This is a genomic window from Streptomyces herbicida, from assembly GCF_032656585.1.
GTDB classification, from domain to species: Bacteria; Actinomycetota; Actinomycetes; order Streptomycetales; family Streptomycetaceae; genus Streptomyces; species Streptomyces herbicida.
Map to the genome: position 1 here is coordinate 1 of NZ_JAUYWJ010000041.1, position 26,828 is coordinate 26,828.

Genomic DNA, 26,828 nt, shown 5'->3' on the forward strand with positions numbered 1-26,828 from the left:
GGCTGGCCGCTCAAACGCGCCGCCCACCGCGTCGCAGACCGCCCATGTGTTCCGGCCGTCACCATCGTTGGCGCCACCAAACCCAAACGGGTCAAGCGGACACCAAAGCCCTAAGTTACCGGTATTGAGGTTAACTTGCGCGTAAACACGGTGGCATCGCGCGGACCTGGCCGTATGCAGGCGTCAGTACAGCAGGGCTTCCGCAGACGTGGCGTACCAGGTGCTTACCTGGGGATCATTGATGACCAGCGGGTTGCCTGCGATCTGAACCGCGGTCGGCTGCGCGTCGGCAGTCAGGGCAATGTTGACGTTCTGGACGGTCTTGCCGCCCTCCTGGTCGGCCCGGGACAGCATCAACGCGGCATAGGCGGACTTGCCGACCTCCAACGCGGTCTCGGAACTCGTTGCCTTGCCCATGAGGTCGGCCTGTCCGTCAAGTTCGTCGAACGTGACCACCGGCTGATTGCGCGGGATACGGCATGCGGAGTGGCTGGCGTTGGTGGCGGTGATCAATGCGTGATTGACCGGGCGTGAGACCGGGGTGACGGTGAGCTTCAGCTGGTTCGAACGACACGTCGGGACGTCGCCCTCGGAAGGGGCCTGTCCGCCTGTGGAGCCCTCCCCCGAGCCCTCCGAGGTCGAAGAACGGGTCGGGGTTGCCGAGGCGGTCCCGCCGGTGGACGCCGAGCCGCTCTGCTTCGGCGCCGACGCGCCTACCGTGGTCGTCTTTTCCGGGGCGGCGGCGTCGGCACTGCCGGGGTCGCATGCGGTGAGCGCGAGCATACTCAGCGAGAAGGAGGTCAGCGCCGTCGCAGCGCGGCGGATGGTGGTGCTCATAGCAGTGTCCCCCAGTTAAGGATCGGTGATGGCGCAGACGGGCCGCAGATCGCAACGGCCCGGCCGTGAGCCACCATCGTGAGACTCTCGGGCCTCGTGGACCATCGTGGTCGGCCACGAGATCCACGAGCAGAACTGTGACGAAAACAGGAGAACCGTCCGGCAGGTCGGTGTGCTCACATGGTCGACGACACTCAAGGAGGGACGGCACATGCCACGGATCGGCCTGCGCGGGCGCGAGCAGATGCTTGTACGCATCCGGGAACTACTGCAGCGGGCCACTACGGGGTGCGGACGACTGCTGGTACTGCGCGGGCCCACCGGATCGGGGCGTAGCACGGTGCTGCGGGCCGTCGCCGACGAAGCACGCCTCCGTGGGATGTGTGTACGGCAAGCCCGTTGTTCCGCCGAGGAATCACAAACTCCGCTGGGCGTAGTGCGACAACTGATCGGCGACGGAGGGGGCTCGGGCTTCGGGGGCCAGGCTTTGCCGGTGGGCGCCTGGGACGAGTTGCGCGCTGCGGTGGGTCAAGGGCCTCTGCTGGTCGCGGTCGACGACGTCGATCTGGCCGACGAGGCCTCGCGGCGCTGGCTCGCCCACCTCGGCCGGCGGGTGGACCTGCTGCCGGTGCTGCTGGTGGTGACCGAGCGGCACCACTACGACGTGGAAGGCCCCATGCCGCCGGGAGCGGCTAGGGGGCTGGCGCCGGAGCTGGTCGTGACCGAGTGGCTGGAGCCGCTGCCGCCTGAGGCGGTGGCTGCGCTGGTCCAGGACCGATTGGGGGCAGTGGAGGCGGTTTCGGACGTAACCCCGGAGGCGGCCATGGAGCTCTGTACGAGCGCCGGATGCGGAAACCCCATGCTGGTGCACGCTCTGCTGGACGATCTGTGCGGGCCTGCGGCCCGTGAGAGCTTCACCGAGGCTGTGGACTGGTGGCTGGAGGCTGCTGGAGCGCTGACCGCGCACGTGGCGCGTGTGGTCGCCGAACTGGACGGCGAGGACTACGTCACGGCCGAGCTCCTGGCCGAGGTGGCCCAGGCCGACACGACCCGGGTCAGCGGATGGCTGGCCGCTATGCGCAAGGAGGGGTTCCTCGCCAAGGCATGCGAGCCGAGCGGCCATCCCGCACCGCGCTTCGCCGATCCCCTGCTGCGCGAGGCAGTACTGGCGAGGTGGCCCGCGCGGCGCCGAGCCCTGGTGCACCTGCGGACCGCCGAGGTGCTGTTTCGCCAGAACGCACCCGTGGACGTGGTCGCTCGCCACCTGCTGAGGGCTCCGGCGGCCGGCGAGGAGTGGGCGGTGGAGACACTCGTCGATGCCTCAAGCCAGGCCTCGCGCGAGGGCCGCCAGCCCGAGGCGATTGCGCTGCTACGCAGGTCGCTCGCCGAGAATCTCACCGATTCCCGGCGGGGTGAGGTACTCACCTCGCTCGGCTGTCTGGAGGTCAGGACGGACCGCAACTCCGGCGTACGGCATCTGACCGAGGCCTTGCGGCTCCAAAGCGGTGCTCACGGAAGGCTTCGGGTGGCCAACGCACTCGGCGCCGCGCTCGCCGCGCACGGCGAGGTCCCCGCCGCCCTCGACGTGCTGCGCCGGCTGGCGGAGGGTTTCGGTGAACGCGAGGACCTCGCCGACGTCGTTCATGCCGCCCAGGCCGCCACGGCGCTCATCGCCAGCCACGAGCTGTCGGGCTGGCGCAACCTGCTGCCGCACGTCAAGCACCGCGCCCGGCAGGCACCGCCGTGCACCGACCCGATGGCACACTCACTGCTCACCGAACACGAGGCCACTGCTGGTCTGATCAGTGCGGAAGAGACCATGCAGCGCGTCCGCTCGATCCTGGCCGCGCCGACCGACCCAGGTCTGCAGCTGTATCTGCTGGCCTCGCTGGCGACCCTGGCACAGTGGGCCGACGAGCTGGACTACGCCGATGTACTGGTCGAGCGCGGACTGCTTCTGCACCAAGACCATCCGCTGCACCCTGCTCAGCAGTGCCTGCTGAGCGTACGGACGGAAACCGCTGTCATGCGCGGCCGCTATACGCAAGTCGCCGAGGCGGCGACCGGTCCCGACGGCCACAGCGCCAACACCCACGTACGCGCACAGGGTGTGATCGCTCTCGTTGAGCTCGACCGGCTGGCCGATGCCAGGCGGCTCGCGTCGATGATCGAGGCACAGGGGAGCCGCGACTCGTGGGAGTGGATCGAATTCCGTTACGCGCAAGGCCTGCTGCATTGGGCCGAAGACGACCCCTCGGGCGCACTACGGCACCTGACCGCGTGCGGCGACCTCCAACAGGCGCGGCAGACCCAAAGTCCGGTGGCCACGCCTTGGCGTTCCGCGGCCGCCCACTGCCTGCTTCGCCTGGGTCGTGCGGCCGAGGCGCTCCCCCTCGCAGAAGAGGAACTGCGCCTGGCCCGCATCTGGGGCACCTCCCGCCTCGTCGGACGGGCCCTGCGCGCCGTCGGAGAGGCCCGAGGCGGGCAACACGGGCTCGCCCTGCTGCAGGACGCGGTCACGCTGCACCGCCAAAGCCCCGCTCCCCCGGAACTGGCAGCGACCATGCTAGTGCACGGCCGCGCCCTCTTCGCAGCTGGCCAACCCGGCCGCGCCCGCGAGGTGCTGCGCGAGGCCGCAGCCCTGGCCGAACGCCTGGGCACGATCCGCCTGAAGCGCTTGGCCGATACTGCCGTGCGCACCGTCGGCGGACGCCAACTCCGAATCCACCACACGGGCGTTGCCTCCCTCACCACCAGCGAACGCCATGTTGCCTCACTGGCGGCAGCGGGCAACGGCAACGCGGAGATCGCCGCCTTGCTCCATCTCGCCCGCCGCACCGTTGAAACGCACCTGACGAACACCTACCGCAAGCTCGGCATCCGAGGCCGCCCCCAACTCAGCTCCGCACTCAATGAGGCAAGCCATCCGGAAAGGCATCCGTGATGTCAGCGGTAGTACGGCTGTGCTGATGGTCCAGCGCCGGTATGTTGGTGGTGGGAGTTATTCCAGCGGGAGACGCCCACGGCGACCGTGACCGTACCGGTCGGCAAGTCAACAGCCTCAGACAGTCCCGAAACGTCGCGGCTGGGCCTCGGTAGGGGACGCGGAAGGTGCCGCCGGCTCCTTGGTAGGCCTTGTCGGCCCAGCAGCGGATGCCCGCCCGGGTCAAGGCGGCGGGGATGTCGTGGGTGCGGGCGGCCTTGATGTCGTGGGACGGCTCCGGGCAGCGCCGGAGACGCCCAGAGCAGGTGGCCGAAGGGGTCGGTGATGACCTGGATGTTCATGCCGTGCCTCTTGTGCTTGCCGGAGTAGAAGGCGCGGTCGGCGGCGATGCGGTCGATCGGCAGCAGTGTGCCGTTCAGGACCACGTACGCCTTCTGGGCAGCGGTGCTGACGGCCTCTTCGAGGGTGGGTGCCAGGGCGGCCAGGACGTCGACGGCCTCGCGGATGTAGCGGTAGACGGTGGCGATGCCGATGTTGAACGCCGCGGCGAGCCGGCCGTAGGTGCCGCCGCACCGCAGGTGCCCGAGCGTGAGCCGGGCCCGGCGGCCTACGGACAGGCGTCGCCATCGACTGCCGATCTCACGACGTCGCCGGCCCAGGTGACGCGCGAGGAGCCGCAGAGTCGAACTGGACAGGTCGATCCCGGACGGGTAGACAAGCACGGAAGCTCCTGGTGGACAACGGGTGATCCTGGTTGTGAACCCGTCTACCAGGAGCTTCACTTCGTTGTACCGCCCTCCGCGACCAACCCGGCGCCCACATCACGAGGTTGGAAAAGGCTCACGGTCTACTTCAGCCCCCTCTCGTTCGAGCGAATTGTTTCGAATCACCCGTCGCTGACAAACGGAACTCTCAACATGCCGCGGTAGTACGTCAACCTCAAGTCGAAGGCGGGTCATTGAAACGGCGGGTCAATGAGCGGCAGCTCTCGGTGTTGCAGTGGGTGGGAGCCGGGTGCCCTGCCGGCGTCTGGGAGACCAGCTCCTACAAGACCACTTGCCAGGCACTGCAGAACCGGGGCCTGGTCACGATCTCCCGGAAGGGCGGGCAGTGGAGTGTCGCCCTGACAAGCGTCGGCCATCACTATCTGGCGCACGGCACGTATCCTCCCCGCGGTTCACGCTCGCAGAAGACCCAGGCCGCCACTCCGCAACCCCCGTCTAACCGCGCGCAGGAACTCCGGCCTCCGTGCGAAAGCCAAGCTCTCCCCCGCAGCCTCGCGTGACGTTCACGGAGCAGCTGCTGCAAGAGCTCGCGGAGGCGAGCGGCCGGATCGTGAAGAACGGAAGCGGACCGGATTCCGCAAACTGGCCGTCCCGTATCGCCGCTGCACGCAGGTCCGGAAGGATCCCAGACGAAGGAGCTGTACGGGGGCTGGTGCTGTGGCGGGTACGAGATCAAGCTCGTCGACATCCCCGCCTGGCGTCTTGCCGTCCTCGAACCGCGGGGACAGACCGTGGGGTTCCTCGTCCTCCAGGAGCAGGACCGGACGGAGCACGTCGCCACCGAGAAGGAACTCACCGAGGCGAAGAAGTACTCCTGGGTCAGGATCCCCCGCTTCGACTACACCCCGTCCGAGCGTCTCTGCTTCGTCCTTTGCGGTGGCCAACCGCACCGGGCGAGCGAATGGGCAGACACTCTCGGACGCTCCCTCGAAGAGCAGCTCGCCGCGATCGCGCAGGAGGTCGCCCTCCGCGGCGAAGCCGCAGAACGCAGACGTCTCGACGAGATCGAAGCGGCGCGCCAGAAGCGCGTCCGCTGGGAAGCTGCCATGGAGGGGGCTCGCGTCCGGTACGCGGAGGCGTACCGCGTAAGGCACCTCGAAGCCCAGGAAGCGGCATGGCGCCACGCCACCCGACTGACCGAATATGTGAGCGCCGTGCGCACGCGAATCGAGGCCATGCCGCCGGGGAAGGCGAGAACCGAAGCCGAAGCATGGATCAGCTGGGCAGCGGACACCGTGGAGCGTCTCGACCCCCTGGAAGCTCCGCCCCAGTTGTCCTCGGGCACTGGAGCCCCTACGGCCCCTGACACGCCACCCGCCCGACGGCCCGCCCAGCGTCACAGCCAATTGCAGCGCGAGGCGTTCAGCAACGGCTACTTCACATCACCGTGAGACCAGGCACATAGCTGGACCCACGGTGACCGCACCACAGTTCATCAGGGCCGGCAGGACGGCCGGACGCTGAGCAGCTCGGTCCGCAGCACGGGCATGCCGTCGACAGGCGCCGGGTCCTGCGAAGTTGGCTCGATACCGCCAGCAGCGATCTTGTCGAGCGTCTTCAGGCCGGCGGCACCGACAGTGCCGAACACCGTGTAGTCCGGTCGCAGCGCGGAGTTGCCGTAGACGACGAAGAACTGCGAACCGTTCGTGTTCGGCCCGGCGTTGGCCATCGCCAGCAAACCGCGCCCGTAAAGGCGACGGACGCCGGTCGGATCGCTCGGTGCCGGCGGCAGGTCCACCGGCAGCTCGTCCTTGTACTCGTACCCCGGCCCACCCTCGCCAGTGCCGGTCGGGTCGCCACACTGCAGGACCTTCAGCGTCGGATACGCCGTCAGCCGATGGCACACCGTACGGTCGTAGAACCGGTGCCGCGCCAGGTGCACGAAGCTCTGGACCGTGCACGGCGCCTTCGCCCGGTCCAGACTCAGCGGGAGCGGGCCCTGGCTGGTCCGGACAGCCATACCGACCGTGCCGTGACTGGGGGTGTGCCGCGGGTCGGGCGGCAGGGGAACCCGCCGCGCCGCCGGCTCGTCCGGGGTCTGGGTGTACTGGCAAGGACCGTGTGTGGTTCGAGGCGGGGCATCGTAAGCGGAGGCGGTGGTGCTGCCCCCGGACACGACCAACGCTGCTGCCGCCAATACGGTCATGAGAGCTCGGTTCATCCTGCACACCCTCCAAAAGATCGCCAGATTTCGGAGCGGTCGCAGCCTAAAGCGCGGCCCGGCGGGCGAGAAGCCGCCCGCAAGCCACATCCGCCTCCCAGCATTCGGCCCGCGGCCGCAGGCCACTTCGTTCGGATGCGGCACAGTGTCGCTGGCCGATCAGGGCGTCCACCCGGTGCACGACGGATGCTCCCCGAACCCGGTCGAGCGGCCTCCCCAGTCCACGCAGAGGCCCCCACCGAACGCTGCCGTGCGCATGAGGTGATCTCACCGGGGTGCCGCTGTGGAGACTGACGGTGCCGCTGCCGTCATCTCGGGTCACTCCGCGGGAAGTCGCCGGTCGGCCAGCGTTCCGGCAGACCGAGAGCGGTGTGGACGGAGCGAATCGTGGGCTGGCGCTCGACCTGGATCCCAGCCAGTTGCGCTGTTGCCCAGGTAGGGAAGATGGGGGCAGGAAGCGAGGCGGGATCCGGGCTTTGCCAGAGAACGGGAGTGTTTTTCGTCCAGGTCCAGGGTGCTGGGTTGTTCACGACGAGCACGCCGCTGACACGGCTGTGGGCATGGTCGTAGGTGGCAGTCCAGTAGCCATCGGGCTTTCGGCTGAAGGTCGATCCGCTGTCGTAGGCGTACTCAACCGTACTCCCGTACAGCGCTCTCTCGATGTCCTCATCTTCGGGGAAGTCGGCTGCATGGCCTACCGCCACGATGAATGGCAGCTCCAGGTCACCATACTTCCCACCCTTGTGTGTGACGGCGTCGAGCACTCGCTCCGACCCGTCCTCGACCGCCCATGCCGAGGGGTAGACGCCGATTGTCCTGCTGGATGGATTGCCACGTTTGCCTGGGCTCCGGCGGCCCACTCGCTAGCACCACGTACCACTCATCAAGATCCGGACCAGGTGCGGACCGACTCAGCCTGGCACTCGACGTTTCCACTCTTTGTCGCAGGTCAGGAGCGAGGTCAGGCGTGTACCACCAGCAGACGAAGAACATTCTTTGTTCCTACAGCCCTCAGAAACTTGGCTTCTTCTAGAGCCTGAAGTCGGTTGCCTGGCGGCATTGTTGCGTTCCAGCCAACCCGACACGGTAGCCACGTTCCGCGATCACCCCGACACCTTGCGCCACTTTACGGACTCCAAGTGAATCCCTCCCGGGCCAACCGCGGGTCAAACGGCGTTCCTGTGTGTCCGGCGCAGTCCCGGAAGAAGTCTCGAACCCACTCGCAGCGGATTCCCCTTCCAACGCACTCTCGGCCGGGGAAAGACGTTCCGGCCGCGCGAAGCCGACACCGAAAAATTCGGCCCCGATCGTCCCCGCCGCCTCGCCTTCCTGAGACCGCCTCCAGGTCCAGTGGCTGCTCGCCCCCCCCTCCCCCGACCGTCGCGTCGTCAACTGCTCCCACAGACGACCCGCTGCGAGCCGGCGGACCCCACCCACTCCCACCCCATCAGGCGACAACAGGACCGGTCGAATACGCACCAAAAGCGGCCTCAATCCTGTAGAGGCAGGCCTGGTAGGGCGTCATGAGCCCACGGGGCGAGATTGGTCGGCAGCCTGGCGATGAGGGCGGTGAGCCGTCCGATCGCACGGACAGCATCGAGGTCGTAATCGGCCGACTGATCCCCGGTTCCGCCGTCCTGTGTGTCGGTCGGCTGATCCCTGAGCACGGTGAGGACGTCCCGTCCCTGGATCGACCACTCCATCGTCTCCGCGGCCAGCATCGCCTCAATGGTCTCCTCGGTGACCAGTGCCTCGGCGAAGTCAGGCCGCAGGGTTTCGACTTCAAGGGTGTAACGAGTGCGTCGGCCGCGCAGCGCGACCCGAATGGACGGGAAGGCGGTGTCCAGGTGCACGGCACAGACGGTCACATGGTGCTGCTGCCACGCCCGGAAGGGCGCGAAAGGTTCGGGCTCGAAGGCGTCCGCGATCGTGAATCTCACGCCTCCGTGAGTGCCGGACATCACGGCGAAGGGGTCGCGGAGTCCGGCCTGGGGCGGGCTGTTCAAGACCTCAGCCGGGGTTGCGGACAATCGTTGCAGCGGGCCGGGCTTCCAGCGCCCGGCGAGAGCCGGCAGGCGGTCTCGGAAGGCCCAGACACGGGCTCGCGCGAACGTGCCGCGCTCGGCGACGGTGATGGCTTTGGCCGGCCGTCGCCGGAACTCCGGCAGGGCGAAGTAGACGGCGGTCAGAGCGCCGTACTCCGCCACGGCGACCAGCCAGTGCACCCATTGCAGCGTCCAGCCGGCGCAGAAGAGACCGGCCGCCGCCAAGAAGTACGGTGAGAAGCACTGCAGAGGTGTTCCGCCTGCCCGATGCCGCGAGGTCCACACGGTGTCGTCGCCTCCCGGCAATTGGCCCGGAGCCGGTGCGCGGTTGAGGGACACGGCCACCGCCAGGTTGACCAGACCGAGCACCAGGGCGATCGGAACGGCGGCGAGGCAGGCGGTCGCCCAGTCGCCCCCTCGCGCGTCGATGATGCGGAACCAGATGACCAACAAGGCGCCCAGCAGCACGATGGGCAGACACCCCAGACGCGAGTACGCAAGCATCGTCTTCCCCCCCTCAGGCCGGATGTGCGGGACACGGGCGTGGTGATCGACCGGAATCGCCCGCTCGGTTCTCCGCTACGGCTGTTGCTCGCTACGACCGCTGTTTGCGCCGTGCCGACATCAGACCGATCACTCCGGTGATCGCGAGAGGTGCCGCTACGAGGGTGATGACCGGTGCCCCGCCGATGAGGCCGACGGCGTTACCGAGGGCCCCGATGAGGACCAGTGCCCTCCATCCGGCGAGGTTGCCGCCTGTCTGTTCCTGCGCCATGTCGCTGCCTCCGTCTTAGCGGATCCGATGGAGCGGCAACGTACTTCGCCACCGATCCGTCGCTCTGCGCTCAGACCTCCCACAGGTGACATCAGGGCAGGTCGGACCGGGCGGGAGAACGGTACGAGAAGTCCCCGGACCGGGCCGGACCGGGGGCACGGAACCGGTTCCCCAAATCCGGGCGTTCCGCCTAGAGTTCCTGAGATGGAAGAACCGGAGCCACAGGAGTCGCCGAGAGCGGCGTTCGCTGCTGCGCTGACGCGACTTCGGCGCCAAGTGCCGGATCTGTCGGACGAGGTGCTGGCCCGGCGAGCGAGCCGGACGGCGCTGCCGTCCGGGCACCGCGTCAGCGTCAACGCCCGCCGCCTCGGTGAGTGGCTGAGCGGGCGGTCGGCGCCCCGTGACTTCCATGCCGTGGTCGCCCTCGTGCGCGCCGTCGAGTCGCTGGCAGGCCCCGCTGATCCGCGGTCATCGATCGCCGGTTGGGAGCGGCTGTGGCGCGCGGCGTACGAGGATCGCGCCCCTGCGGTGCCCGCGCCCCGGATTGCCGCCGACCGGGCCGGAGGCACTGCGGACGAGGTGGTCATCGGTCGGCCGCCGAGCGACGCGGCCTCGTTGCGGGAGCGGGCGGCCCTGTCGGATGCGATCGACGTGGCGCTGCGGGACGACGCAGTCCGGGAGGTCGTCCTCACGGGAGCGGGCGGAGTGGGGAAGTCTCAACTCGCCGCAGCCGCCTTCCACCGGTTCCGCCAGCCCGGCGGGGTACGGGTGTGGGTGCCCGCCTCGTCCCGCCAGTCCGTGTTCACGGCGTACGCACGTGCGTGGCGGGTGGTCGCGGGCGGGGAAGGCGGAAGCGGGTGGGACGACGAGACCCAGGCCGACCTCTTCGTGGCCTGGCTGCGTACGACGACGCGGCCATGGCTTGTAGTACTGGACGACGTCGACGAACCGGCGGACCTGCGGGGCATCCGGCCGGTCGGGGAACACGGCAAGAGCATGGTGACGACCCGGCGGCGGGACGCGGCGGTGATTCGTTCGTCCTCCCGGATCGTGCAGGTCGGAACCTTCGCGCCCAAGGAGGCCGTCGATTACCTCCGCTCACGGCTCGCGGCCGACGAAGGCGGGGACGACGACGGGGAGCTGCACGCGCTGGCTGACACGCTCGGCCACTTCCCGCTCGCGCTGTCCCAGGCTGCGGCGTTCCTCATCGACACCGGCATGCCCCTGACCACGTACCGTCAACTCCTGGAGGACCAACGGCAGACGCTCTCCGATCTGCTGCCGGCAACCTCCCCGGCCGATGAACACGGCGACACCGTGGCCACCGCCTGGCAGCTCGCCCTGGACCGGGCGGAGATTCTCGCGCCCGCCGGAAGCGCCAGGGCCACCCTGGGACTCCTGTCGATGCTCGCACCGGACGGCATCACGGAGGCGGTGTTGCACACGACGGCGGCCCGCCGGTGGATCGTGCAAGGCGCGGACGACCACAGCGACACAGGCCGCGGCCCGGCACAGCCCGGCGAACGGGCCGTGCTCCTCTCGCTGCGCGCCCTGCACCGGCTCAGCCTCGTGACGCACGACCCGTCCCGCACGCCTGCCTCGGTCGAGGTACACGCCCTCGTGCAGCGCGCGGCGCGCGAGAGCGTGCCGGAGCAGGTCCGGCCGCGCCTCGCCGTGGCAGCCGCCGACGCGGTCGAGGAGCTCTGGTCGTCCACGGCGGAGTGCGCATACGAGCCTGAGACGGAGGCAGCCCTGTACAGCAGCGTCGAAGTCCTGCGCCGGACGACGGGCGGTGACCTGCTGTGGGACGGGCGCATGCACCCTGTCCTGCGCCGGATAGGCCCCTATCTGGCCGGCCTCGGCCGCGACGCGGCGGCACGGGGCGTCTGCCAGGAGCTGCTGGAGCTGGCGCGGACCCGCCTCGGGGACGAGCACCGCGATGTCCTGTACCTGCGCTGCCAGGTCGCCCTGGCCGCCGGCGAGCTGGGGGACGCAGCGTCGGCACGCATATCGCTGGAGCACATCCGGCGGGAAGCCGAGCGGATCCTGGGCCCGAGGGACCCGGACACTCTGACGATACGGCAGCACGAGGCCCGCTTCCGAATGGAAGAGGGTGCGGTCGCCGCCGCCCTGCGCGACTTCACCGAACTCGCCGACCAGGCAGCCGACGGACTCGGCACGAGCCATGCCCTGGTGATCGACGCGCGAAGCCACGCCGCTCTCTGCCGTGGTCTGGCCGGCGACGCCGTCGGCGCGCGGGACGCCTGCGCCGCCCTTGTCGAGATGCTGGAACAGCAGCACGGCCCCGGACATCGGCTCACACTGAGCGTCCTCGCCGATCTGGGCAGGTGGACAGGCGAGGCGGGCGACTCGCATGCGGCGGTCGACATCTACCTCCGGGCGGTGACACAACTGGAGTCCGCCGTCGGCCGCCTCCATCGGGACACCCTCATCGCCCGGCACAACCTCGCGTACTGGCGAGGACTGGCGGGCGAACGTGAGCTCGCGGTCGAGGAGTTCACCGCCGCGGCCGAGGACGCGGAGCTCGCGCTCGGCGCCGACCATCCGACCACTCTCACCTACCGCGTCAACCTGAGCTTCTGGCGCGGCCTCGCCGGCGAGCCGGCCACGGCGCTCGCGGAGTTGGCCGAACTCCAGCCCGCCGTCGACAGCGTGCTCGGTGCCGACCACCCACGTGCGCTGCGGACCCGTCAGCAACGCGCCGAGCTCCTGGAACTCTCGGGCGACAGCGGCAGGGCAGCCGCCCTGCTCACCTCGCTGCTGGCCGACATGATCCGTGTCCAGGGCAGCGACCACCCGCGTACACGCGAGGCCGCGGAGGCGCTGGTCCGCTGCGGCAAGCGCGAGGCCCGGTGAGGTTCGTCGGTCTCCGTCAAGTCCTCGCATCCGCCCCGCGGAGGCGGCCGCCGGGCCGCACACGAAGCCTGTGACCGGCGAGCTCTGCTGGTGCCGTCCCCCGCCGGCCTCCGAAACCAGATCGAGGGACCACCTTGCACCCCGGCTGACCGCTCTGGAGACCGTTCAGTCAACGGCGCCGCGCGGCAGATCCCGCATTTCCAGTGCCGCCGACAGAGGGGCAGCAGGCAGCGCCACATGGACGGTCCGGCGCAGGGCCGAGTCGGTGAGGCGGCACAGGACGAGTTCGTCGGGGACGGCCCGTGCGGCCAGCGAGGGAACCAGTGCCACTCCCAACCCGGCGGCCGCGTAGCCGAACTTCGCCGTCCACTCCGCGATCCGGATGATCTTCCTGGGCGTGAAGCCCGCCCGCGCGCAGGCGTCGGCGAGCACATCGCCGGCCTCGGAGCCTCGTCGGATGCCGACGGCGGCCCCCACTCCGTTCTGGGCCTCGCGACCGTCACGCCCACCCTGCTGTCGGCCGGCACTGTCCGCAGCACGGTGCCCGCGCTGGCACGAGTGTCGGTGGACGTGCGCGTGCCGACGACGGCGGCGCAGGACCGGGTCGACGAGCTCATGCGGGGGCTCACCGCCTGGACGCCCGGAGCCCGGCTCGAGCTGGGCGGCAGCAACGGTCACCCATGACACCGGAATCGTCCGCCGAACTGTTCGCCCTCGTCTCCCGGCTCGCCACGGAGTCGGGCCAGGAACCGCTGCGGGGGATCGCCGTCGGCGGCGCCTCGGACGGCAACTACACCGCGGCGGTGGGCTGTCCGACGCTGGACGGCCTGGGTGGCGTGGGCGCAGGCGCGCACGCGGACAGCGAGTACGTCGAGGTTGCGCGGATGGTCCCCCGCGCCCGTCTGCTCGCTCGACTCATCGAGCACACGGCCAATTCAACACACGACCAGCTGAAGCGGCCTCGACGAGGTCGCTCCGATACGAAACCGAGAGCCCTCATATGAGCGAGCCGGATTCCCCGTCCCCTGAAGTCGCCAGACTGGCTTCCCGCAAGAACTTCGGCCGACTCGAACGCACCTACCTGCCGAGGAAGGAGGTCGACGTGCAGGAGAAGCACAGCGGACTGTTCATCGCCGCTTCCCTGGCCGCCATCGCCTGCCTGGCGACCGGGGGCATCCTGTGGTGGGTCTTCGTGGACCGGGTGCTCCCGCTTGTTCCCCCTGCTCGTCGCCGTAGGCAGCGGTGCCCTGTACGACGGCCCGCACTTCCGTAAGAAACCGGGCGGCCAGTGCCTGTACCTCTTCGAAAAGGGTCTGCTCGTGGACCTGGGCGCCGGGCAGGGCGCCGAAACTCCGCGGCAGCTCCGGTGTCGACAGGATCGGAACGAGCACATCCGGCGGTGTCTTGAGGAGGTCGAAGCCGAGGAAGCCGCGCGCGGGCAGGATGAGCAGTCGATCGCAGCCCGAGCCCGGGCCCGGGTGGAACGGGCGAGGCAGGGCCGCAGCGGAGGTGGTCCGCTACCGGCCGGGGCGGATCGGGTGACCGTGGCCACCGCCCGAGTTGAGGCTGCCCGGCAGCATCTGCACGAGGCACAGGCCCGTAAGCGGGAGCGGATCGCGGAGGTCCGCGAGCAGGTCCGGCTGGCCGAGTCCGGCCGGGGTCCCAAGCCGAACCTCGGCCTGTTCAGCTTCGACGAGACCGAGGGCGAAGAGGTCTCGCGCGCCCGGCAGCGACTGGCCAGGGCGGATCAGGCCCTGACCGCCGCAGAGGCCGCGGCCTGTGAGAAAGACCTGCCGACGAAACGAGGCCGTGGCGGCAGCAAGGAACCGTGCAGCGTCCGTCGTCAGGTGCGACGCAACGTGACTGACCCGGACAGCAGGCTGATGTCCACAGCCGACGGCGGGGCAGTCCAGGGATACAACGCCCAGCTCGTGGTCGCGAGCGACGGACTGGTCCTGGTTCCGGAACTGGTGCAGGACGCTCACGACCTGCACCAGGTCCAGCCGATGAGTGGTCCAAGCGGCCCTTCTGGTCCACCAGGCTCGTTGCGATGAACAATGCCCCTCCCCAGGAGGCTGCTGCATCACATCCGCCGCCTCGCCCGCAGAAGGCCGCGGCGAAAAGGCACCTACCCGTGGTTGCGGGCAGTCCGCATGTCCCTGCGTGCAGGACTGGATCGGCGTACTGCTGCTCGACAACGGCTACTGCACCAACGAGAACCTCACCGCACCCGGTCCGGACCGGCTCATCGCAACCGGCGACTGCCGTGACCTGCCGCGGCTGGGGGAAGACCTGGGTATGCTGCCTTCGGACGCAGGCGCCCGCACCCGCATGACCCATCGCCTGGTCGCGGCTCGGCCGGAACCGCCAGTGCGTCTGTGACAACGCCTCCGGTACCAACACGCCGGAGTCGCCCTTCCGGGCAGCTGCACGTGAGAGTGAGCCGATCCACGATCCGTGCTGCTGCGGCTGGTGTGGCTCGCGCTCTTCCCGAGCATCGCATCAACTACGGTCCGCCCGGTCGAACAGGCCCAAGGCATCCTCGCCGAGCGCTGGCAGGCTTCACCGAGCCCCATCCGGCAGCGAGTGACGCAGGACGCGGCCCCACATGGACGCGTACTGGCGCCACAGCGGCCCGCTCTCATACGTGATCCCGTGCCGGGCGCAGATCTCGCGCACCCGTGGCGCGAGTTCGGCGTAGCGGTTGCTGGGCAGGTCGGGGAAGACGTGGTGTTCGATCTGGTGGCTCAGGTTGCCGGTGAGGACGTGGAGGAGGAAACCGCCCTCGATGTTCGCCGAACCCTGGATCTGGCGCAGGTACCACTGGCCGCGGGTCTCGCCGTCCAGCTGCTCCTCCTCGTACGAGAAGGTCTGGACGTCGCCGGGGAAGTGGCCGCAGAAGATCACGGTGTGCGCCCAGATGTTGCGAAGCCCGTTCGCGGTGGCGTTGCCGACCAGGCAGGGCAGCGCGGACGCGCCTGCGAGCAGGGGGAAAAGGACGTAGTCCTTGGCCGCCTGACGCGCGGCCTTCCGGGCCAGGCTGGCCAGGTCGCCCAGGAAAGCCCGCACGCTCTTGCGGCCGGACGGCACGGAGTCCGCCTCCAGGTCGTAGAGAGCGATTCCCCACTCGAACACGGGGGCGAGCAGAGCGGTGTACAGCGGCTGGAGGAGGTGGCCCGGATGCCAGCGCTGGTCCGGGCTCATGCGCAGGATCGTGTACCCGAGATCCCGGTCGAGGCCGACGACGTTGGTGTAGGTGTGGTGCAGGTGGTTGTGGGTGTGTTTCCAGGCGTCGGCGGGGGTGACGAAGTCCCACTCCCAGGTGCTCGAGTGGATCGCCGGGTCTCCCATCCAGTCCCACTGGCCGTGCAGGATGTTGTGGCCCAGCTCCATGTTCTCCAGGATCTTGGCAGTGGTCAGCATCGCGGTGCCCGCGAACCAGGCGGGCGGAAAGAGAGATACGGCGAGGACGGCGCGGCCGCAGGTCTCCAGGCCGCGCTGGGCGGCGATCACCGTGCGAATGTAGCGGGCGTCTTGGGCTCCGCGCGACGCGACGACCTCGGCGCGGATCCGATCAAGCTCCTCGCCGAGCAGCTCCGTGTGGTCTGCGAGCGACTCAAAGGGTGTTACAGGTACGACAGTTGCGGACATCGCAGGCTCCTTGAGGGGGCCTAGAGAGCGAGGGCGAGCGGGCCTGCGGCACCATTGACGCAGGTCTGGATCAACTCGCCTGGTTCACCGTGCAGTTCACCGGTTCGCAGATCGCGGACACGGCCGTGGACCAGTGGGACGAGGCAGCCGAAGCAGATCCCCCGGCGGCAGCCGTACGGCAGCGCCAAATCCGCCGCTTCGCCGGTCTCCAAGAGGGGGACGCCCGCGGCCGAGTCGGCCTCGACGCCACTGGGCTCGAACCGGACCCGGCCGCCGGCCGTGCCGGCGGCCGGCGACAGCATGGGGACTGGCCGGAAACGCTCCACGCGCAGCCGCTCACCGACGCCGGCCGCCGCCCAGTGCCGCTCCATCGCGTCGAGCATCCCGTCCGGACCGCAGGCCCAGGTCTCCCGGTCGTACCAGTCCCGGCAGAGCACGCCCATGTACTCCGGGACCAGTCGGCCTGCGGTACGGGTGTACTGCGCGTGGACGCTCAGCCAGGGCAACCGGGCTGCCAGGCCCGCCAGTTCGGCACGGAAGAGGAACTCGTCCGGGCCGGGTGCACTGTGCAGGAGGACGACGTCGGGGGCGGGCCCGGAGAAGCGGCGACCCGCAAGAGCGCGCAGCATCCCCGCCACCGGGGTGATGCCGCTGCCCGCTGTCACCATCAGTATCCGTGGCGGCAGCGGATCCGCTGGCAGCGTGAACTCGCCCTGTGCCGGACGGAGTCGGAGCACCGCACCGGGACGCGTCCGGTGCACGAGGTGCGGGGAGACCTGGCCGCCGGGATCCTCCTTGACCGTGATCGTCAGTGTCCGGCCTGGTGCCTCGGGGGGTGAGGTGATCGAGTACGTACGCCAGTGCCGTACGCCGTCGATCTCCACCCCCAGCGGCAGGTACTGCCCGGCACGGTGCCCCGCCCAGCCGCGCCCGGGACGGATCTCCAGCGTGGCGGCCCCGGCGCACTCCTGCCGCACGGCGACCACCCGGCCCGCGGGATAACGGGCGGACAACAGCGGGTCGATCAGGGCCAGGTAGTCGTCCGGGGCGAGGGGACTTACCAGAGCGCCCACGAGAGTACTGGTGATCCGGCCCGCTACCGTCGGCACACGGCCGCCGCCCCACTCGGCGAGCCTGTCGGCAAGACCAACAAGAGCGGCGAACAGGCCGGCCGACGTACCGGAGACGGCCGACGGCATCGACGGGGTCGGTGTACGCGGAACTGGCATGGGATGAAACCCCTCTCTCACCACAGGGCACACGCAGGGCCGGGCGCGTCAGGCACGTCATCTCGCCGGCTCGTCGGCTCGTCGGCTCGTCGGGCGCATCACCGCATCACGTACTCGGGACCGTCTCGGCCACGTGCATCGGCCCCCGGGGGTGGCGGGCAGCCGGCATGCCGCCAGAAAACCACAACGACACGACGCTCGGCGGACACGGAACCAGATTCCGCCACCCCTCACGCCCCTCCACCCACTCCTGTCGGCAGCGAGCTACCAGGGGCCCATGACCCCGCCCAGCCGGCACCCAAGTGGCTGGCTGGGGCGGTCCGTGCGCCGTCGCGGGCGCCGTTACCAGCTGCCCGCCCTGGTCACCGCAGCCGCCGCGAGTGTGCTGGCCGGCGCCCGGTCGCTCACCGCGATCACCGAGTGGATCAGCGACGCCCCTGCCTGGGCCGGCAGGGTCCTCGGCTTCCCCCTGGACCCGCTGAGCGGGACGGGGTCCGTCCCACACCCCCATACCCTGCGCCGTCTCCTCGTTCAGTTGGACGGCGACGCCCTGGACCAGGCAATCGGAGCCTTCCTGGCCGCCCGTACCACGCCGACTGGCCCCGGACTGCGGGCGATCGCCGTGGACGGCAAGGCACTGCGCGGCTCGCGCACCACCGCCGCCCCATATATGTCACCCTGCTCGCCGCGATGGACCACGCCTGTCACGTCCTGGCCCAGCGCCAGGTCGCCGACAAGAGCAACGAGATCCCCGCCTTCCAGCCCCTGCTGGACAGCATCGACCTGACCGGCGCGGTCGTCACCACCGACGCCCTGCACACCCAGCACGCCCACGGCACCTACCTCCGCGCCCGTGGCGCCCACTACATCGCCCAGGTCAAGGCGAACCATCCCGGCCTGTTCGACCGCGCCCGCCGCCTGCCCTGGCGCGAGATCACGCTCGACCACCACGACCGCACCCGAGCTCACCACCGCCTGGAGATCCGGCGGCTGAAGACCGTCGCCTTCGCCCACCTCGACTACCCCGACGCACGCCAGGTTCTACAAGTCGTGCGCTGGAGGAAGGACTTCACCAGCGGCAAGCTCACCATCGAGCGCGTCTACCTGATCACCGGCCTGCCGCCCGGCACGGCGACCGGCCCCCAGCTCGCAGCCTGGATCTGAGGAAACTGGCACATCGAAAATCTCCTGCACCACGTCCGCGACCGCACTTTCCGCGAGGACGACTTCAAGATCCGTGTCGGCCGCCTCCCGCGCGTCATGGCCGGCCTGCGCAACCTCGCCATCGGCGTCCACCGTCAGGACGGTCGCACCAACATCGCCGCCGCCCTCCGCTACACCGCCCGCGACTGCCGCAGACCCCTGACCGCCCTCGGCCTCACCGGATGAATCCGAACAGACCTCGATCACGCAAGGGACCTGCCTCCAGACCGGCTGATCTCCGTCACCGAACGTGTTGAGGTACCGAGATGCGAGCATCTGACTACGGGCCGACGTGGTGCAGCAGTGAATGCAGGAGCCCCTTCATCCCTTCCTGGGAGACGAACCGCAAGGTCGGGTCCTGGCCGTCCGGTTCCTGCGCCCACCACCGGGGCAACTCGACGTCGAGCAGGTTGTCGGCGTACCAACGACCATAATCGTCACCGTCGAGCAGAAGAGTGGCCCAGGGCAGCAGCCGATAGCCGAGCGAGGTTTCCGCCTCTGGATGTGCGGGCCGGCTCGGATGCCGGAGACTGTCTTGCAGCGCGAGGAGACGTCGTTGCTCGGCGGCACCGGCCTTGCTGATATGAACCTTCCGGAGCGACCACGTGCCCAGCAAGGCCGCTGCCACGCACAGCAGGAGAGCCGTGGAAGTGTTCCCCCTCCACATCAGGAACCCACCGGACAGTACGGCAATCACCATGCTGAACAGCACGTAATACGGTCGGGCCAGGTAACCGCGCTCACGGGCAGCCTTGGTAACGCTCTCCTGAATCTGCGCGAGGCTGATCCTGGTACCGCGGAGTGAGGCCGGCGGACCGGGTTCGCGCCGGAGCCGCAGCTCACCTTCCCTGCCAAGAATCGCGTCCAGCAGGGCGGCCCGGTCCGGGGGAAGCCCGGCCGCGGACCGGGTGCCGGGAAGTATCACGTAGCCGTCTTCGTACGCCGTCACTCGCAGATAGCCGTCCTCGGCAAGTGCCACAGTTTCGCTCATCACGACCTGCATCGGATTCTTGCGCCCGACCAGCCAGCTGCCGACCAGACAGCTCGACTCAGGCATCCCCGCCTCCGTGGCTGCACCTTTCACCCGTCCCCCTCATGATCGCACCGACGTTGGGACGGTACCGAAACCCCGCGGAGCGCCAACTCGGAACGCTGAAAGACGGGCCGACCTGTCCGGGCAGTGGCACCCTTCGGCGTGGGTGGAACGGATGGTGGCGGCGCCACGGCACCGAATGCCCCAAGATCCACGTCGGCCGCCTCCCGCGCGTCATGGCCGGCCTGCGTAACCTCGCCATCGGCGTCCACCGTCAGGACGGTCGCACCAACATCGCCGCTGCCCTCCGCTACACCGCCCGCGACTGCCGCAGATCCCTGACCGCCCTCGGCCTCACCGGATGAATCCGGGCAGGCTTTGTTCACGAGTTGCGTCGTCAGATGTTCACGGGTTTGGGAGGCACCCAGATCCACGGTCGGGTGATGTTCACGAGTTTTGACGGCACTTGGGTCCTTGCCACGGGAGCATCGGGGTGTTCCTGGTGAAAGGCCCTGGTCATGCCGCAGAAGGCCGGCCAGGCCGACGTCATCCGAGCGGGACAGGCCCTGCAACCCGGGGACCAGCGTTCAGATGAGCTGCGATGCGCGTAATCGTCCGGGCGTTGTCCTGGAACAGATGCGCCTGCATGCCCGCCGCCTGGGCAGCCTCAACATTTACTGGGAAATCGTCGATGAACAGACAGCTCTCCGGCCGCACCTCCAGGCTGGCGCATGCGGCCTCGAAGGCACGCGGGTCCGGCTTCTCGATGCCGATCTCGTGCGAGTACACGATTTGCTCGACCAGTTCGTCGAAGTGGTACAGCGCCGTCTCCCGCTCCCGGGCGCCAACGAAGCTGTTGCTCAGGATGCCCAGCCTGCAGCTTCCTCGCAGCCCTTGCACATAAGCGATGAGTTCCTCGTTCGGCTTTCCCAGGTATTCCGCCCAGAGATCAGCCATGAAGCCTTCAACCTGGGGCGCGTCGAGCCCCAAGCGTGCTGCCACCTGCTCGTGAACCTCTCGTTCACTGATACTCCCGACGCTCCCGGCTTGCCACACGTCGCGCATCCGCTCATGCACAGTGCCGAACGGCAACCCCAGCCGCTCTTCCCACCGCTGCACACACCCCGTTTCCGGCGTGATCTCCAGCACGCCACCGATATCGAGAATGACGCAGGTCGCCGTCACTCGAACTCCCCCTCTTCGTCCTGCCCTGCTGGCGAGCGCACACCGCTCGCTCGTGTGATCTACGGAGACACTGTCGCCCTTCACTCTGGGGCAAGGTCAAGCGATCTTGAAACCTTGTGGCAGCCCTGTTGCGAGCCGCCGACACGACTCGGCTACATCGGCAGGTGCCTTCAAAACTCGTGACGAACCGCGGAGTCCTCGACCGGACGATGACGTCAGAACTCGTCAACAAACGCTGCCGCAAGAAGTGATCGAAGCCACCGGGCAGACCTCGATCATGCAAGGGACCCTGCCGGACGCGCCGATCGGGAACGGACGAGGTCCCGTAGGACTGAAGGGTTACGACACGGCCGGAACCGCAGCGGCTGGCCCCATGGCCAGGCCGCACGCCTTCGCCGAGCAGACGGGCTCTAGCAGCATTTACCCTGCCCCGTGGGGTGGGGTCTCTGCTGTCTCTCTGTCCCCCTAGGCGGGTTGACCTGCGTGAACACGTTGGCGATGTCCACCGTCCCACCGCGCCTGCCTGAGAGGTGCCCAGCGGCAGCAGCGGCACTCTCGTGGAAGTGCTCTTCCTTCCCTACCGCAACCTCGACGCGGCCCGGCTACGTTGCCGGATCCTCCTACGCGCGCCGAACCGCCTTTTTCTCGGCCTGCGCTGAGAGGCGAAATCGCGAACTCGGCCTTGAGCATTGAGCGAGCAGCAAACAGAACCAGAGCCACGATGAGGCGCCGTTAGTGCAGGATGCTGACAGCGCGCGCGATCACGAGGAGCGAGGTCACCAGCGCGGAGACACTCTGGATGCTCATCATGATCTTGGCACGGGTAGACAGCGGCATGGTGTCAGTCGGGCTGAAAGCAGTGGAATTGGTGACGGACACATACAGGTAGTCCATCAGCGTGGGGACCCAGTCGGAGCTGCCGCTGGCGCCATCGGCGACCTCCTGGACGGCGTCGTCGTTCTCGTCCTGCGAGAATCGAAAGTCCGCCAGAGGCAACGCGGCACGGGACGCCTGGGTGCGGGTTACGGGGCCGCCCCTGTCCAGCTCCCAGTACGCCAGACCGAAGACGATGATGTTGGTGAGCCAGACCTGCAATGCGGCCACCAGCAGCGAACGGCCGTCCTTCACCCCGGCGTACACCAGCTCATGGACCAGAATTCCGAGGGCCACGAGATTGCTTGCCGCGATGACGGCAACGAGCGTCAGGGACAGTACACGGAAGACTCTGGTCTGTCGGGTGAGGCGCTTCGGGTTGATCGCAACGATCGGTACGAGCAGAAGACATTCCAGGGCCGGCAGCACATACCGGGGAGCGATCAGCAGCCGCTGCGGCAGACCCAGATACAAGATGATCGCGGCAAGTGTCGCGATCACCCCGGGCAGCCGCGCTTCCCCTCTCCGTTCATGACGAGGATGCCTGGTGCGGGCCTCTTCGCGCGGACGCGCCATGTCCCCCCTCCACTCACACCTGCCGATCATCCGGGGCACCGGAGTGTACCCACGGCAGCTTCACACCAGGCTTGTAGCCACGCCTGGCAGAGCCGACGAGTGTTCTACCGCGTGGACGCCGGATACTCCTGGGTGACCGTGCCGCTACACCACACGATCGGCGCCGCCCTCGGCGCCTCGCCCTCAACGTGGCCCACCCCGCCGCTTCCCACGCGGTCATCGACTGCTTCCAGTACAAGTACGGCGACCCGCTCCACCGGAGTCCGGACAGCTGGAAGACCCGGACGCCCAGACGTGCATCAACATCCCCGAGATCGAGGGCAAGCTGCCGGGCCAGCGGTGAGTGCTTGGGCAGCCAGATGAAGGAGAGCGGCGGAACAGAGGAGTGGGCCCGAACTCGTCGAGTCCGGGCCCACACACCCACGGAGGTCAGACGGAGCGGCCGTCGAAGGGGGCGTCCGGGCCGTAATAGGTGCCCAGTTCCTCGCGGTAGCCGGCGTCACCGAGGTGCTTGTCGCGGTGGAACTCGGGGGCGTTCTTGATCTGTTCCTTGGTGCGGTCGACCAAGATCTTCTTGTCCTCCGGGTCGATCCGGATCACGGTGCTCGCCGGAAGGAGGACCTCCTTGCCGAAGATCCAGACCCCGGTGTCCACGACCAGGTAGGCGTCACCGACCTCGTCGGAGTGCTTGTCGACCTTGCCGATGCTGCCATCGGCCGCCTCGACCTTGTAGCCGGTCAGATCGGCACCGGCCAGGTGGCCCGAGGTCGACCTGTAACTCCACACATGCTCAGTCACGCGAAAGCAACTCCTCCGGTAAACAGAAGACAGCGAGAATTTTCCTGCCTTTTTCCGCATGTGGTGCGGGGCGGTTTTCGTCTTCTGGCCCACTCCGATTGCCCCGCGTCGGCCGCTTCATTCGTCCGGCGCACGATCGGAATTCAGCCAGAACCGGATCCGCTACCAGCGGTACCAGCGGCCGCTACCGGACTTGGGCCGGGCGACGAAGCCGATCAGCCACAGCAGCAGTACGGCGATCGCGACCCACCAAAGGATCTTCAGCGCAAAACCCGCACCGAAGAGAATCAGAACCAGCAGAAGAACAAGCAGCAGGGGGACCATGATCATCAACCTCCGAAAAGTCGCGTGCCCAGACTTTTCCCGCTCACACATGCGGATCTTAAAACCGCCTGCATGCCGACGCTGAAATTGCCGGTCAGCGCATAGCCATGAAAAGGCCTCCGCCGCCGCAGATCCCCACCCACGGAACACCTGTCCGCCAGCGAAACGGACTTCCTGCAGTCTGCCGCTGCCGCCCGTGGCGGCCAGGGGTGCAGCAACGCTGGCTGTGCCCAGACAGCCGGGCTCAAGAGTGAAGCGGGACTGAGGAACTCATGACCGAGACACGGTCCGCGTCGGCCTCATCTTCTTCTCGACCCGCGGCTGTCGTCACCGTCTCCCCCGCGTTTGGATTCGCCCGCTGTATCGCGGGGCCGTCGCCCTGCTGCCGCCGTGGCAGGCCCTCTGGTGCCGGGTGCGCGGCGCCGACTCGCCAAATCTGCTCAGGGCCTCACGCGCCGCTTGGGAGGCGATCTTCGCGACGACTCGATCGGCAACGCGGGTCGCACCGCGAGCTCTCAAGCCTCCCCGGCTCCGGGACTCGCGGCAGCGGCCCAGGAGGCGGTAGCCCTCACCCCCAGACCCCGACCGGCCGCGGTGGTCTCAACAGGCTGTCCACAGCCTCGTGCGATGGCAGGGATGGCGCGAGGCCGGCCAAGCCTGCCGCCCGGTCCACCGCGGCGGCGCCAAACGGCCGGAGCTGACGCGGAAGGTTGACGCCGCCGTGACCATGCTCAGCGATGGCCGTTGTGCCGGGTGACACGCGTGCACCGGTGCCCGACCGCCCCTCGGTTCCCTTCCGGCGTTGGGAGACCACGCTCCGATGAGCGCCCTGTCATGACCGGCGGCCCCTGGCCTCCGCCTTCGGGGACCAGGGGCTGTCCAGGTCAAGCCGCCAGCCTTGGGACGAAGGCCGCCCGTGCGGGCGAGCCGGAACGGCGTGTCATCAAGGTGGGCGAGGTCCAGGTGACTAGGGTCTCCCCGTGCTGGATGAGCCGTTCCCAACAGCAGGCATGCCAGCGGGCGTTCATCATCCACGCCAGGGATCGTCCAACGACCCAGCGAGGCAAAGGACGGCGAATCCGGAGGCGTCCTTCGGCCAGCCGACGGTCTTGATCGTGAGGTTCAGATGTCATTTGGCCCAGGACACGAGCATGCCCGCGCGGGCGCGGCCGAACTATACGAAGGCGGTCTCACGGAACCTCAGGAGACGGCGGAACAGGACTCCGCCGGCCCCCGCGGTCGAGCCGGCCGTCCGGGTGGACATGACCAGCAGGGACAGGCCTCAGGTGCCGACCACGAGGTGGCGTTCGCGGCCATCGATGTTCTCCCCTGGGCCGTCACCGCAGGGGGCTGAGACCGAGCCGCCACCATGCCGGAACTGTGCCCTCAGCCGCTTTCGGGGCAAGTACCTGTAGTCCAGGCAGAAGTCCGGTCACGCCCAAGGAGCTCCGCGCCGTACCAGGCCGGATGCCGGGCCACCTGGCCTGGTGAAAGAAGACGGCCGGATCCCTGTACGCGGCCGCGGGCCGGACATTCAACGCCCACTGGCGGCAGCTCCGGCACTCCGGCGTGCAATTCAGCGTCCGCCGCACGTCCCCCGATGCCCGAAGCCTCGTCGGCCGGCCCGCCCCGTTTCCCATGTCTTTCCCTCCACCAAGAGAGAGGCTTACAGCCCGTAACCATCGGCCCGAACACGATCGGCGCCAGCGGACGAGACCGGCTTACGAGGCAGCCGAACCTCGAGCCGGCGTTCACGTGAGCCAGGTACGGCAAGTCGGGTGCAAGTGCCGGGCAATCGGGCTCCGAAGACTGGGGAGCATGACCACGAGCAATGCTTCAGACTCCGCCGTTCACCCCTACACCCGCGAGATGGCGATGATCCACCAGGTGTTCCGTCGCGAGTCGCGCCTGCTGGCCGACCTCGTCCAGGACGTTCGGCCCGCAGACACCGCCCGCGCCCGGATCCTCGCCGAGCACTGGCGGCTTTACTCAATCGGCCTGCACGCCCACCACACCGGGGAGGACGAGATGCTCTGGCCGGTCCTGCTGCCCCATCTGGACCTCGATGCCGAGCAGGTGCTGGCCATGGAGGCGCAGCACCGGGAGCTCTCCGAAGGGATCAGCGAGGTCCAGGTGCTCATGGACCGGTGGCAGGCGAAGGCCCTGTCCGAGGACCGTGACGAGCTGGCCGAGGCGCTGCGCCGGCATCACCGGCAACTGTGCGCCCATCTTGACGAGGAGGAACGGCAGGTCATGCCTCTTGTCGCCCTCCACGTGAACGAGAAGGACTGGCATGCGGTCGGGGAGCGGGGCCTCGCCGAGACGCCCCGCAACCGGCTGATGATCGCGCTCGGCGCCATCCTGGAAGACGCCTCTCCCGAGGAGCGCAGGGAGTTCCTCGCCCGGCTGCCCGTTCCGGCGCGGGTGCTGTGGAAGTTGCTCGGGCAGCGGCAGTACCGCCGCGAGACCGACCGGATCCGGGGCCGGCGTACAACCGCGTGAGCGTCGTCCCCGCCGGCTGGGCTGGATGCGCGCCAGTGCGTCCGGCCCCGTTGTCCATCCCTCACCGATCGAGGAACCTCACCGATGCGCATCGGATTCTCCGTACCCCAGTTCGGTCCGTTCGCCGACCCCCGCCTCTCCGTCGGCATGTGCACGGCGTTGGAAGCGCTGGGCTGCCACAGCCTCTGGGTGGCCGACCGCCTCTTGGCCCCGCTCATCCCGCCCGACGGGTACCCGGGCGGGAAGATGCCCGCCCGGTACGGCACCCACCTCGACCCGCTGCTCGCGCTGGGCGTGGCAGCCATGGCGACCGAACGGGTACGTCTGGGCAGCAGTACGCTCAACGCCCTGTGGCAGCCGCCCCTCGTGCTCGCCCGGGCGCTGACGACACTCGACCTGCTCAGCCGCGGGCGCCTGGATGTGGGCATCGGGCTGGGCTGGATGCGGGAGGAGTACGAGGCCTCCGGAGTGCCCTGGGAAGGCCGGGGCGCCCGGCTGGAGGAGACTCTTGACGTCCTCGACGCCGTATGGCGGCCCGGGTCGGTGGTCCACACCGGCCCGCTGTGGACGATCCGCGAGTCGACCATCCTGCCCAAGCCCCTCCAGAAGCCGAGGCCACCGGTGCTGCTGGGCGGATTCACCCCACTTGCCCTGGAGCGGGTGGGCCGGCGTGCCGACGGCTGGCTCGCGGCCTCGATGCCGCTTGAGTACTTCCGCGGTCTGTGGGCCGTGGCCTTCGAGGCGGCCGAACGGGCGGGGCGGGACCCGGCAGGACTGCGGCGGGTGCTGCGTGTGAACCCTGACGTCACCAAGTCCGCGGCCGACCTGTCGGAGGGCCACCACCGTGGGACCGTGCGCCAGATCTGCGACCATCTGCGCACGATGTGCGCGGCGGAGACCGACGAGGTGCTCGTGGACCTCCAGTTGACGACGGACTCGCCCGGTCGGTTCCTCGAGCTGGCGGCGGAGTTCATGGCCGAGCTGGCCTAGCGTTGCGCGATCCGGACCGGCCCCACCCCCGTGACCGCCT

At 68.8% G+C, this 26,828-nt stretch carries 26 protein-coding genes and 1 pseudogene; 13 read left to right on the forward strand and 14 right to left on the reverse strand.

All coding sequences use genetic code 11. The features are described from left to right. Window positions 1–183 precede the first annotated feature (183 nt). A complete protein-coding gene (locus tag Q8A52_RS46030) occupies window positions 184–837 on the reverse strand; it encodes a DUF4232 domain-containing protein (protein WP_316764087.1) in 654 nt (217 codons plus the stop codon). Window positions 838–1,048: 211 nt separating this feature from the next. Between Q8A52_RS46030 and Q8A52_RS46035 the strand changes: the two genes are divergently transcribed. After that, window positions 1,049–3,781 (forward strand): LuxR C-terminal-related transcriptional regulator, encoded by a 2,733-nt coding sequence (locus Q8A52_RS46035; RefSeq protein WP_316764090.1) that lies wholly within the window; start codon window positions 1,049–1,051, stop codon window positions 3,779–3,781. Between the two features lie 145 nt (window positions 3,782–3,926). On the opposite strand, the pseudogene Q8A52_RS46040 reads toward Q8A52_RS46035, so the two are convergent. Continuing rightward, window positions 3,927–4,503 (reverse strand): annotated as a pseudogene (locus Q8A52_RS46040) (transposase family protein); the annotation flags it as partial. Window positions 4,504–5,297: 794 nt separating this feature from the next. Between Q8A52_RS46040 and Q8A52_RS46045 the strand changes: the two are divergent. Continuing rightward, on the forward strand, window positions 5,298–5,957 hold the full coding sequence (locus Q8A52_RS46045) for a hypothetical protein (protein ID WP_316764093.1): 660 nt from the start codon (window positions 5,298–5,300) through the stop codon (window positions 5,955–5,957). A 44-nt stretch (window positions 5,958–6,001) separates the two neighbouring features. Here Q8A52_RS46045 and Q8A52_RS46050 read toward each other — a convergent pair whose 3' ends face one another. From Q8A52_RS46050 to Q8A52_RS46065, 4 genes are all read right to left on the reverse strand, one after another. Continuing rightward, window positions 6,002–6,526 carry a peptidylprolyl isomerase gene (locus Q8A52_RS46050; protein WP_316764095.1) on the reverse strand — a complete coding sequence of 175 codons (525 nt, stop codon included), beginning with the start codon at window positions 6,524–6,526 and terminating at the stop codon, window positions 6,002–6,004. 509 nt (window positions 6,527–7,035) lie between these two features. Beyond that, window positions 7,036–7,491: a hypothetical protein gene (locus Q8A52_RS46055; RefSeq protein WP_316764098.1), complete on the reverse strand. Its 456-nt coding sequence runs from the start codon at window positions 7,489–7,491 to the stop codon at window positions 7,036–7,038. Between the two features lie 726 nt (window positions 7,492–8,217). After that, complete coding sequence (locus tag Q8A52_RS46060; protein ID WP_316764101.1) at window positions 8,218–9,276, reverse strand: hypothetical protein; 1,059 nt, start codon at window positions 9,274–9,276, stop codon at window positions 8,218–8,220. 91 nt (window positions 9,277–9,367) lie between these two features. Then, a complete protein-coding gene (locus tag Q8A52_RS46065) occupies window positions 9,368–9,547 on the reverse strand; it encodes a hypothetical protein (protein ID WP_316764102.1) in 180 nt (59 codons plus the stop codon). Window positions 9,548–9,751: 204 nt separating this feature from the next. Here Q8A52_RS46065 and Q8A52_RS46070 point away from each other — a divergent pair, with 204 nt between their 5' ends. Beyond that, window positions 9,752–12,424 (forward strand): NB-ARC domain-containing protein, encoded by a 2,673-nt coding sequence (locus Q8A52_RS46070; protein WP_316764105.1) that lies wholly within the window; start codon window positions 9,752–9,754, stop codon window positions 12,422–12,424. A 165-nt stretch (window positions 12,425–12,589) separates the two neighbouring features. On the opposite strand, the gene Q8A52_RS46075 is transcribed toward Q8A52_RS46070, so the two are convergent. Then, window positions 12,590–12,901 carry a LysR substrate-binding domain-containing protein gene (locus Q8A52_RS46075; RefSeq protein WP_408649377.1) on the reverse strand — a complete coding sequence of 104 codons (312 nt, stop codon included), beginning with the start codon at window positions 12,899–12,901 and terminating at the stop codon, window positions 12,590–12,592. Between the two features lie 203 nt (window positions 12,902–13,104). On the opposite strand from Q8A52_RS46075, the gene Q8A52_RS46080 reads away from it, so the two are divergent. The 4 genes from Q8A52_RS46080 (at window position 13,105) to Q8A52_RS46095 (ending at window position 14,806) form a co-directional block, all read left to right on the forward strand. Continuing rightward, on the forward strand, window positions 13,105–13,428 hold the full coding sequence (locus tag Q8A52_RS46080; RefSeq protein ID WP_316764107.1) for a M20/M25/M40 family metallo-hydrolase: 324 nt from the start codon (window positions 13,105–13,107) through the stop codon (window positions 13,426–13,428). Further along, entirely contained in the window at window positions 13,425–13,697 is a 273-nt protein-coding gene (locus Q8A52_RS46085) for a hypothetical protein (RefSeq protein WP_316764109.1), read from the forward strand. The genes Q8A52_RS46080 and Q8A52_RS46085 overlap by 4 nt, the downstream gene beginning before the upstream one ends. A gap of 271 nt (window positions 13,698–13,968) precedes the next feature. Continuing rightward, window positions 13,969–14,478: a hypothetical protein gene (locus Q8A52_RS46090; protein WP_316764112.1), complete on the forward strand. Its 510-nt coding sequence runs from the start codon at window positions 13,969–13,971 to the stop codon at window positions 14,476–14,478. Window positions 14,479–14,587: 109 nt separating this feature from the next. Continuing rightward, window positions 14,588–14,806 (forward strand): hypothetical protein, encoded by a 219-nt coding sequence (locus tag Q8A52_RS46095; RefSeq protein WP_316764116.1) that lies wholly within the window; start codon window positions 14,588–14,590, stop codon window positions 14,804–14,806. 180 nt (window positions 14,807–14,986) lie between these two features. Here the strand turns inward: Q8A52_RS46095 and Q8A52_RS46100 are convergent, their stop codons facing one another. Together Q8A52_RS46100 and Q8A52_RS46105 are read right to left on the reverse strand one after the other, a co-directional pair. After that, window positions 14,987–16,075, reverse strand: a complete 1,089-nt coding sequence (locus Q8A52_RS46100) for a fatty acid desaturase family protein (protein WP_316764118.1) — start codon at window positions 16,073–16,075, stop codon at window positions 14,987–14,989. 20 nt (window positions 16,076–16,095) lie between these two features. Next, window positions 16,096–17,304, reverse strand: a complete 1,209-nt coding sequence (locus Q8A52_RS46105) for a ferredoxin reductase (RefSeq protein WP_316764121.1) — start codon at window positions 17,302–17,304, stop codon at window positions 16,096–16,098. 277 nt (window positions 17,305–17,581) lie between these two features. On the opposite strand from Q8A52_RS46105, the gene Q8A52_RS46110 reads away from it, so the two are divergent. The 3 genes from Q8A52_RS46110 to Q8A52_RS46120 all read left to right on the forward strand — a co-directional run bounded on the left by Q8A52_RS46110 (window position 17,582) and on the right by Q8A52_RS46120 (window position 18,693). Beyond that, window positions 17,582–18,091 (forward strand): transposase family protein, encoded by a 510-nt coding sequence (locus tag Q8A52_RS46110; RefSeq protein ID WP_316764123.1) that lies wholly within the window; start codon window positions 17,582–17,584, stop codon window positions 18,089–18,091. After that, complete coding sequence (locus Q8A52_RS46115; protein ID WP_316764126.1) at window positions 17,995–18,468, forward strand: ISAs1 family transposase; 474 nt, start codon at window positions 17,995–17,997, stop codon at window positions 18,466–18,468. The genes Q8A52_RS46110 and Q8A52_RS46115 overlap by 97 nt, the downstream gene beginning before the upstream one ends. 96 nt (window positions 18,469–18,564) lie before the next feature. Then, window positions 18,565–18,693, forward strand: coding sequence for a hypothetical protein (locus Q8A52_RS46120; RefSeq protein WP_316764129.1), 129 nt, complete (start codon window positions 18,565–18,567; stop codon window positions 18,691–18,693). Between the two features lie 94 nt (window positions 18,694–18,787). On the opposite strand, the gene Q8A52_RS46125 is transcribed toward Q8A52_RS46120, so the two are convergent. After that, window positions 18,788–19,564, reverse strand: a complete 777-nt coding sequence (locus tag Q8A52_RS46125; protein ID WP_316764132.1) for a DUF2207 domain-containing protein — start codon at window positions 19,562–19,564, stop codon at window positions 18,788–18,790. Window positions 19,565–19,776: 212 nt separating this feature from the next. Between Q8A52_RS46125 and Q8A52_RS46130 the strand changes: the two genes are divergently transcribed. Then, a complete protein-coding gene (locus tag Q8A52_RS46130; protein WP_408649378.1) occupies window positions 19,777–19,905 on the forward strand; it encodes a hypothetical protein in 129 nt (42 codons plus the stop codon). Between the two features lie 181 nt (window positions 19,906–20,086). On the opposite strand, the gene Q8A52_RS46135 is transcribed toward Q8A52_RS46130, so the two are convergent. From Q8A52_RS46135 to Q8A52_RS46150, 4 genes are all read right to left on the reverse strand, one after another. Next, window positions 20,087–20,725 carry an HAD family hydrolase gene (locus Q8A52_RS46135; protein WP_316764135.1) on the reverse strand — a complete coding sequence of 213 codons (639 nt, stop codon included), beginning with the start codon at window positions 20,723–20,725 and terminating at the stop codon, window positions 20,087–20,089. 732 nt (window positions 20,726–21,457) lie between these two features. Continuing rightward, window positions 21,458–22,174 carry a hypothetical protein gene (locus Q8A52_RS46140; protein ID WP_316764139.1) on the reverse strand — a complete coding sequence of 239 codons (717 nt, stop codon included), beginning with the start codon at window positions 22,172–22,174 and terminating at the stop codon, window positions 21,458–21,460. A gap of 429 nt (window positions 22,175–22,603) precedes the next feature. Beyond that, window positions 22,604–22,972, reverse strand: coding sequence for a PRC-barrel domain-containing protein (locus Q8A52_RS46145; RefSeq protein ID WP_316764142.1), 369 nt, complete (start codon window positions 22,970–22,972; stop codon window positions 22,604–22,606). Between the two features lie 162 nt (window positions 22,973–23,134). Further along, window positions 23,135–23,296, reverse strand: a complete 162-nt coding sequence (locus Q8A52_RS46150) for a hydrophobic protein (protein WP_316764205.1) — start codon at window positions 23,294–23,296, stop codon at window positions 23,135–23,137. Between the two features lie 1,818 nt (window positions 23,297–25,114). Here Q8A52_RS46150 and Q8A52_RS46155 point away from each other — a divergent pair. Both Q8A52_RS46155 and Q8A52_RS46160 read left to right on the forward strand, forming a co-directional pair. Next, window positions 25,115–25,798 carry a hemerythrin domain-containing protein gene (locus Q8A52_RS46155; RefSeq protein WP_316764145.1) on the forward strand — a complete coding sequence of 228 codons (684 nt, stop codon included), beginning with the start codon at window positions 25,115–25,117 and terminating at the stop codon, window positions 25,796–25,798. Between the two features lie 84 nt (window positions 25,799–25,882). Then, window positions 25,883–26,788, forward strand: a complete 906-nt coding sequence (locus Q8A52_RS46160; protein WP_316764147.1) for a TIGR03619 family F420-dependent LLM class oxidoreductase — start codon at window positions 25,883–25,885, stop codon at window positions 26,786–26,788. Window positions 26,789–26,828: the final 40 nt, after the last annotated feature.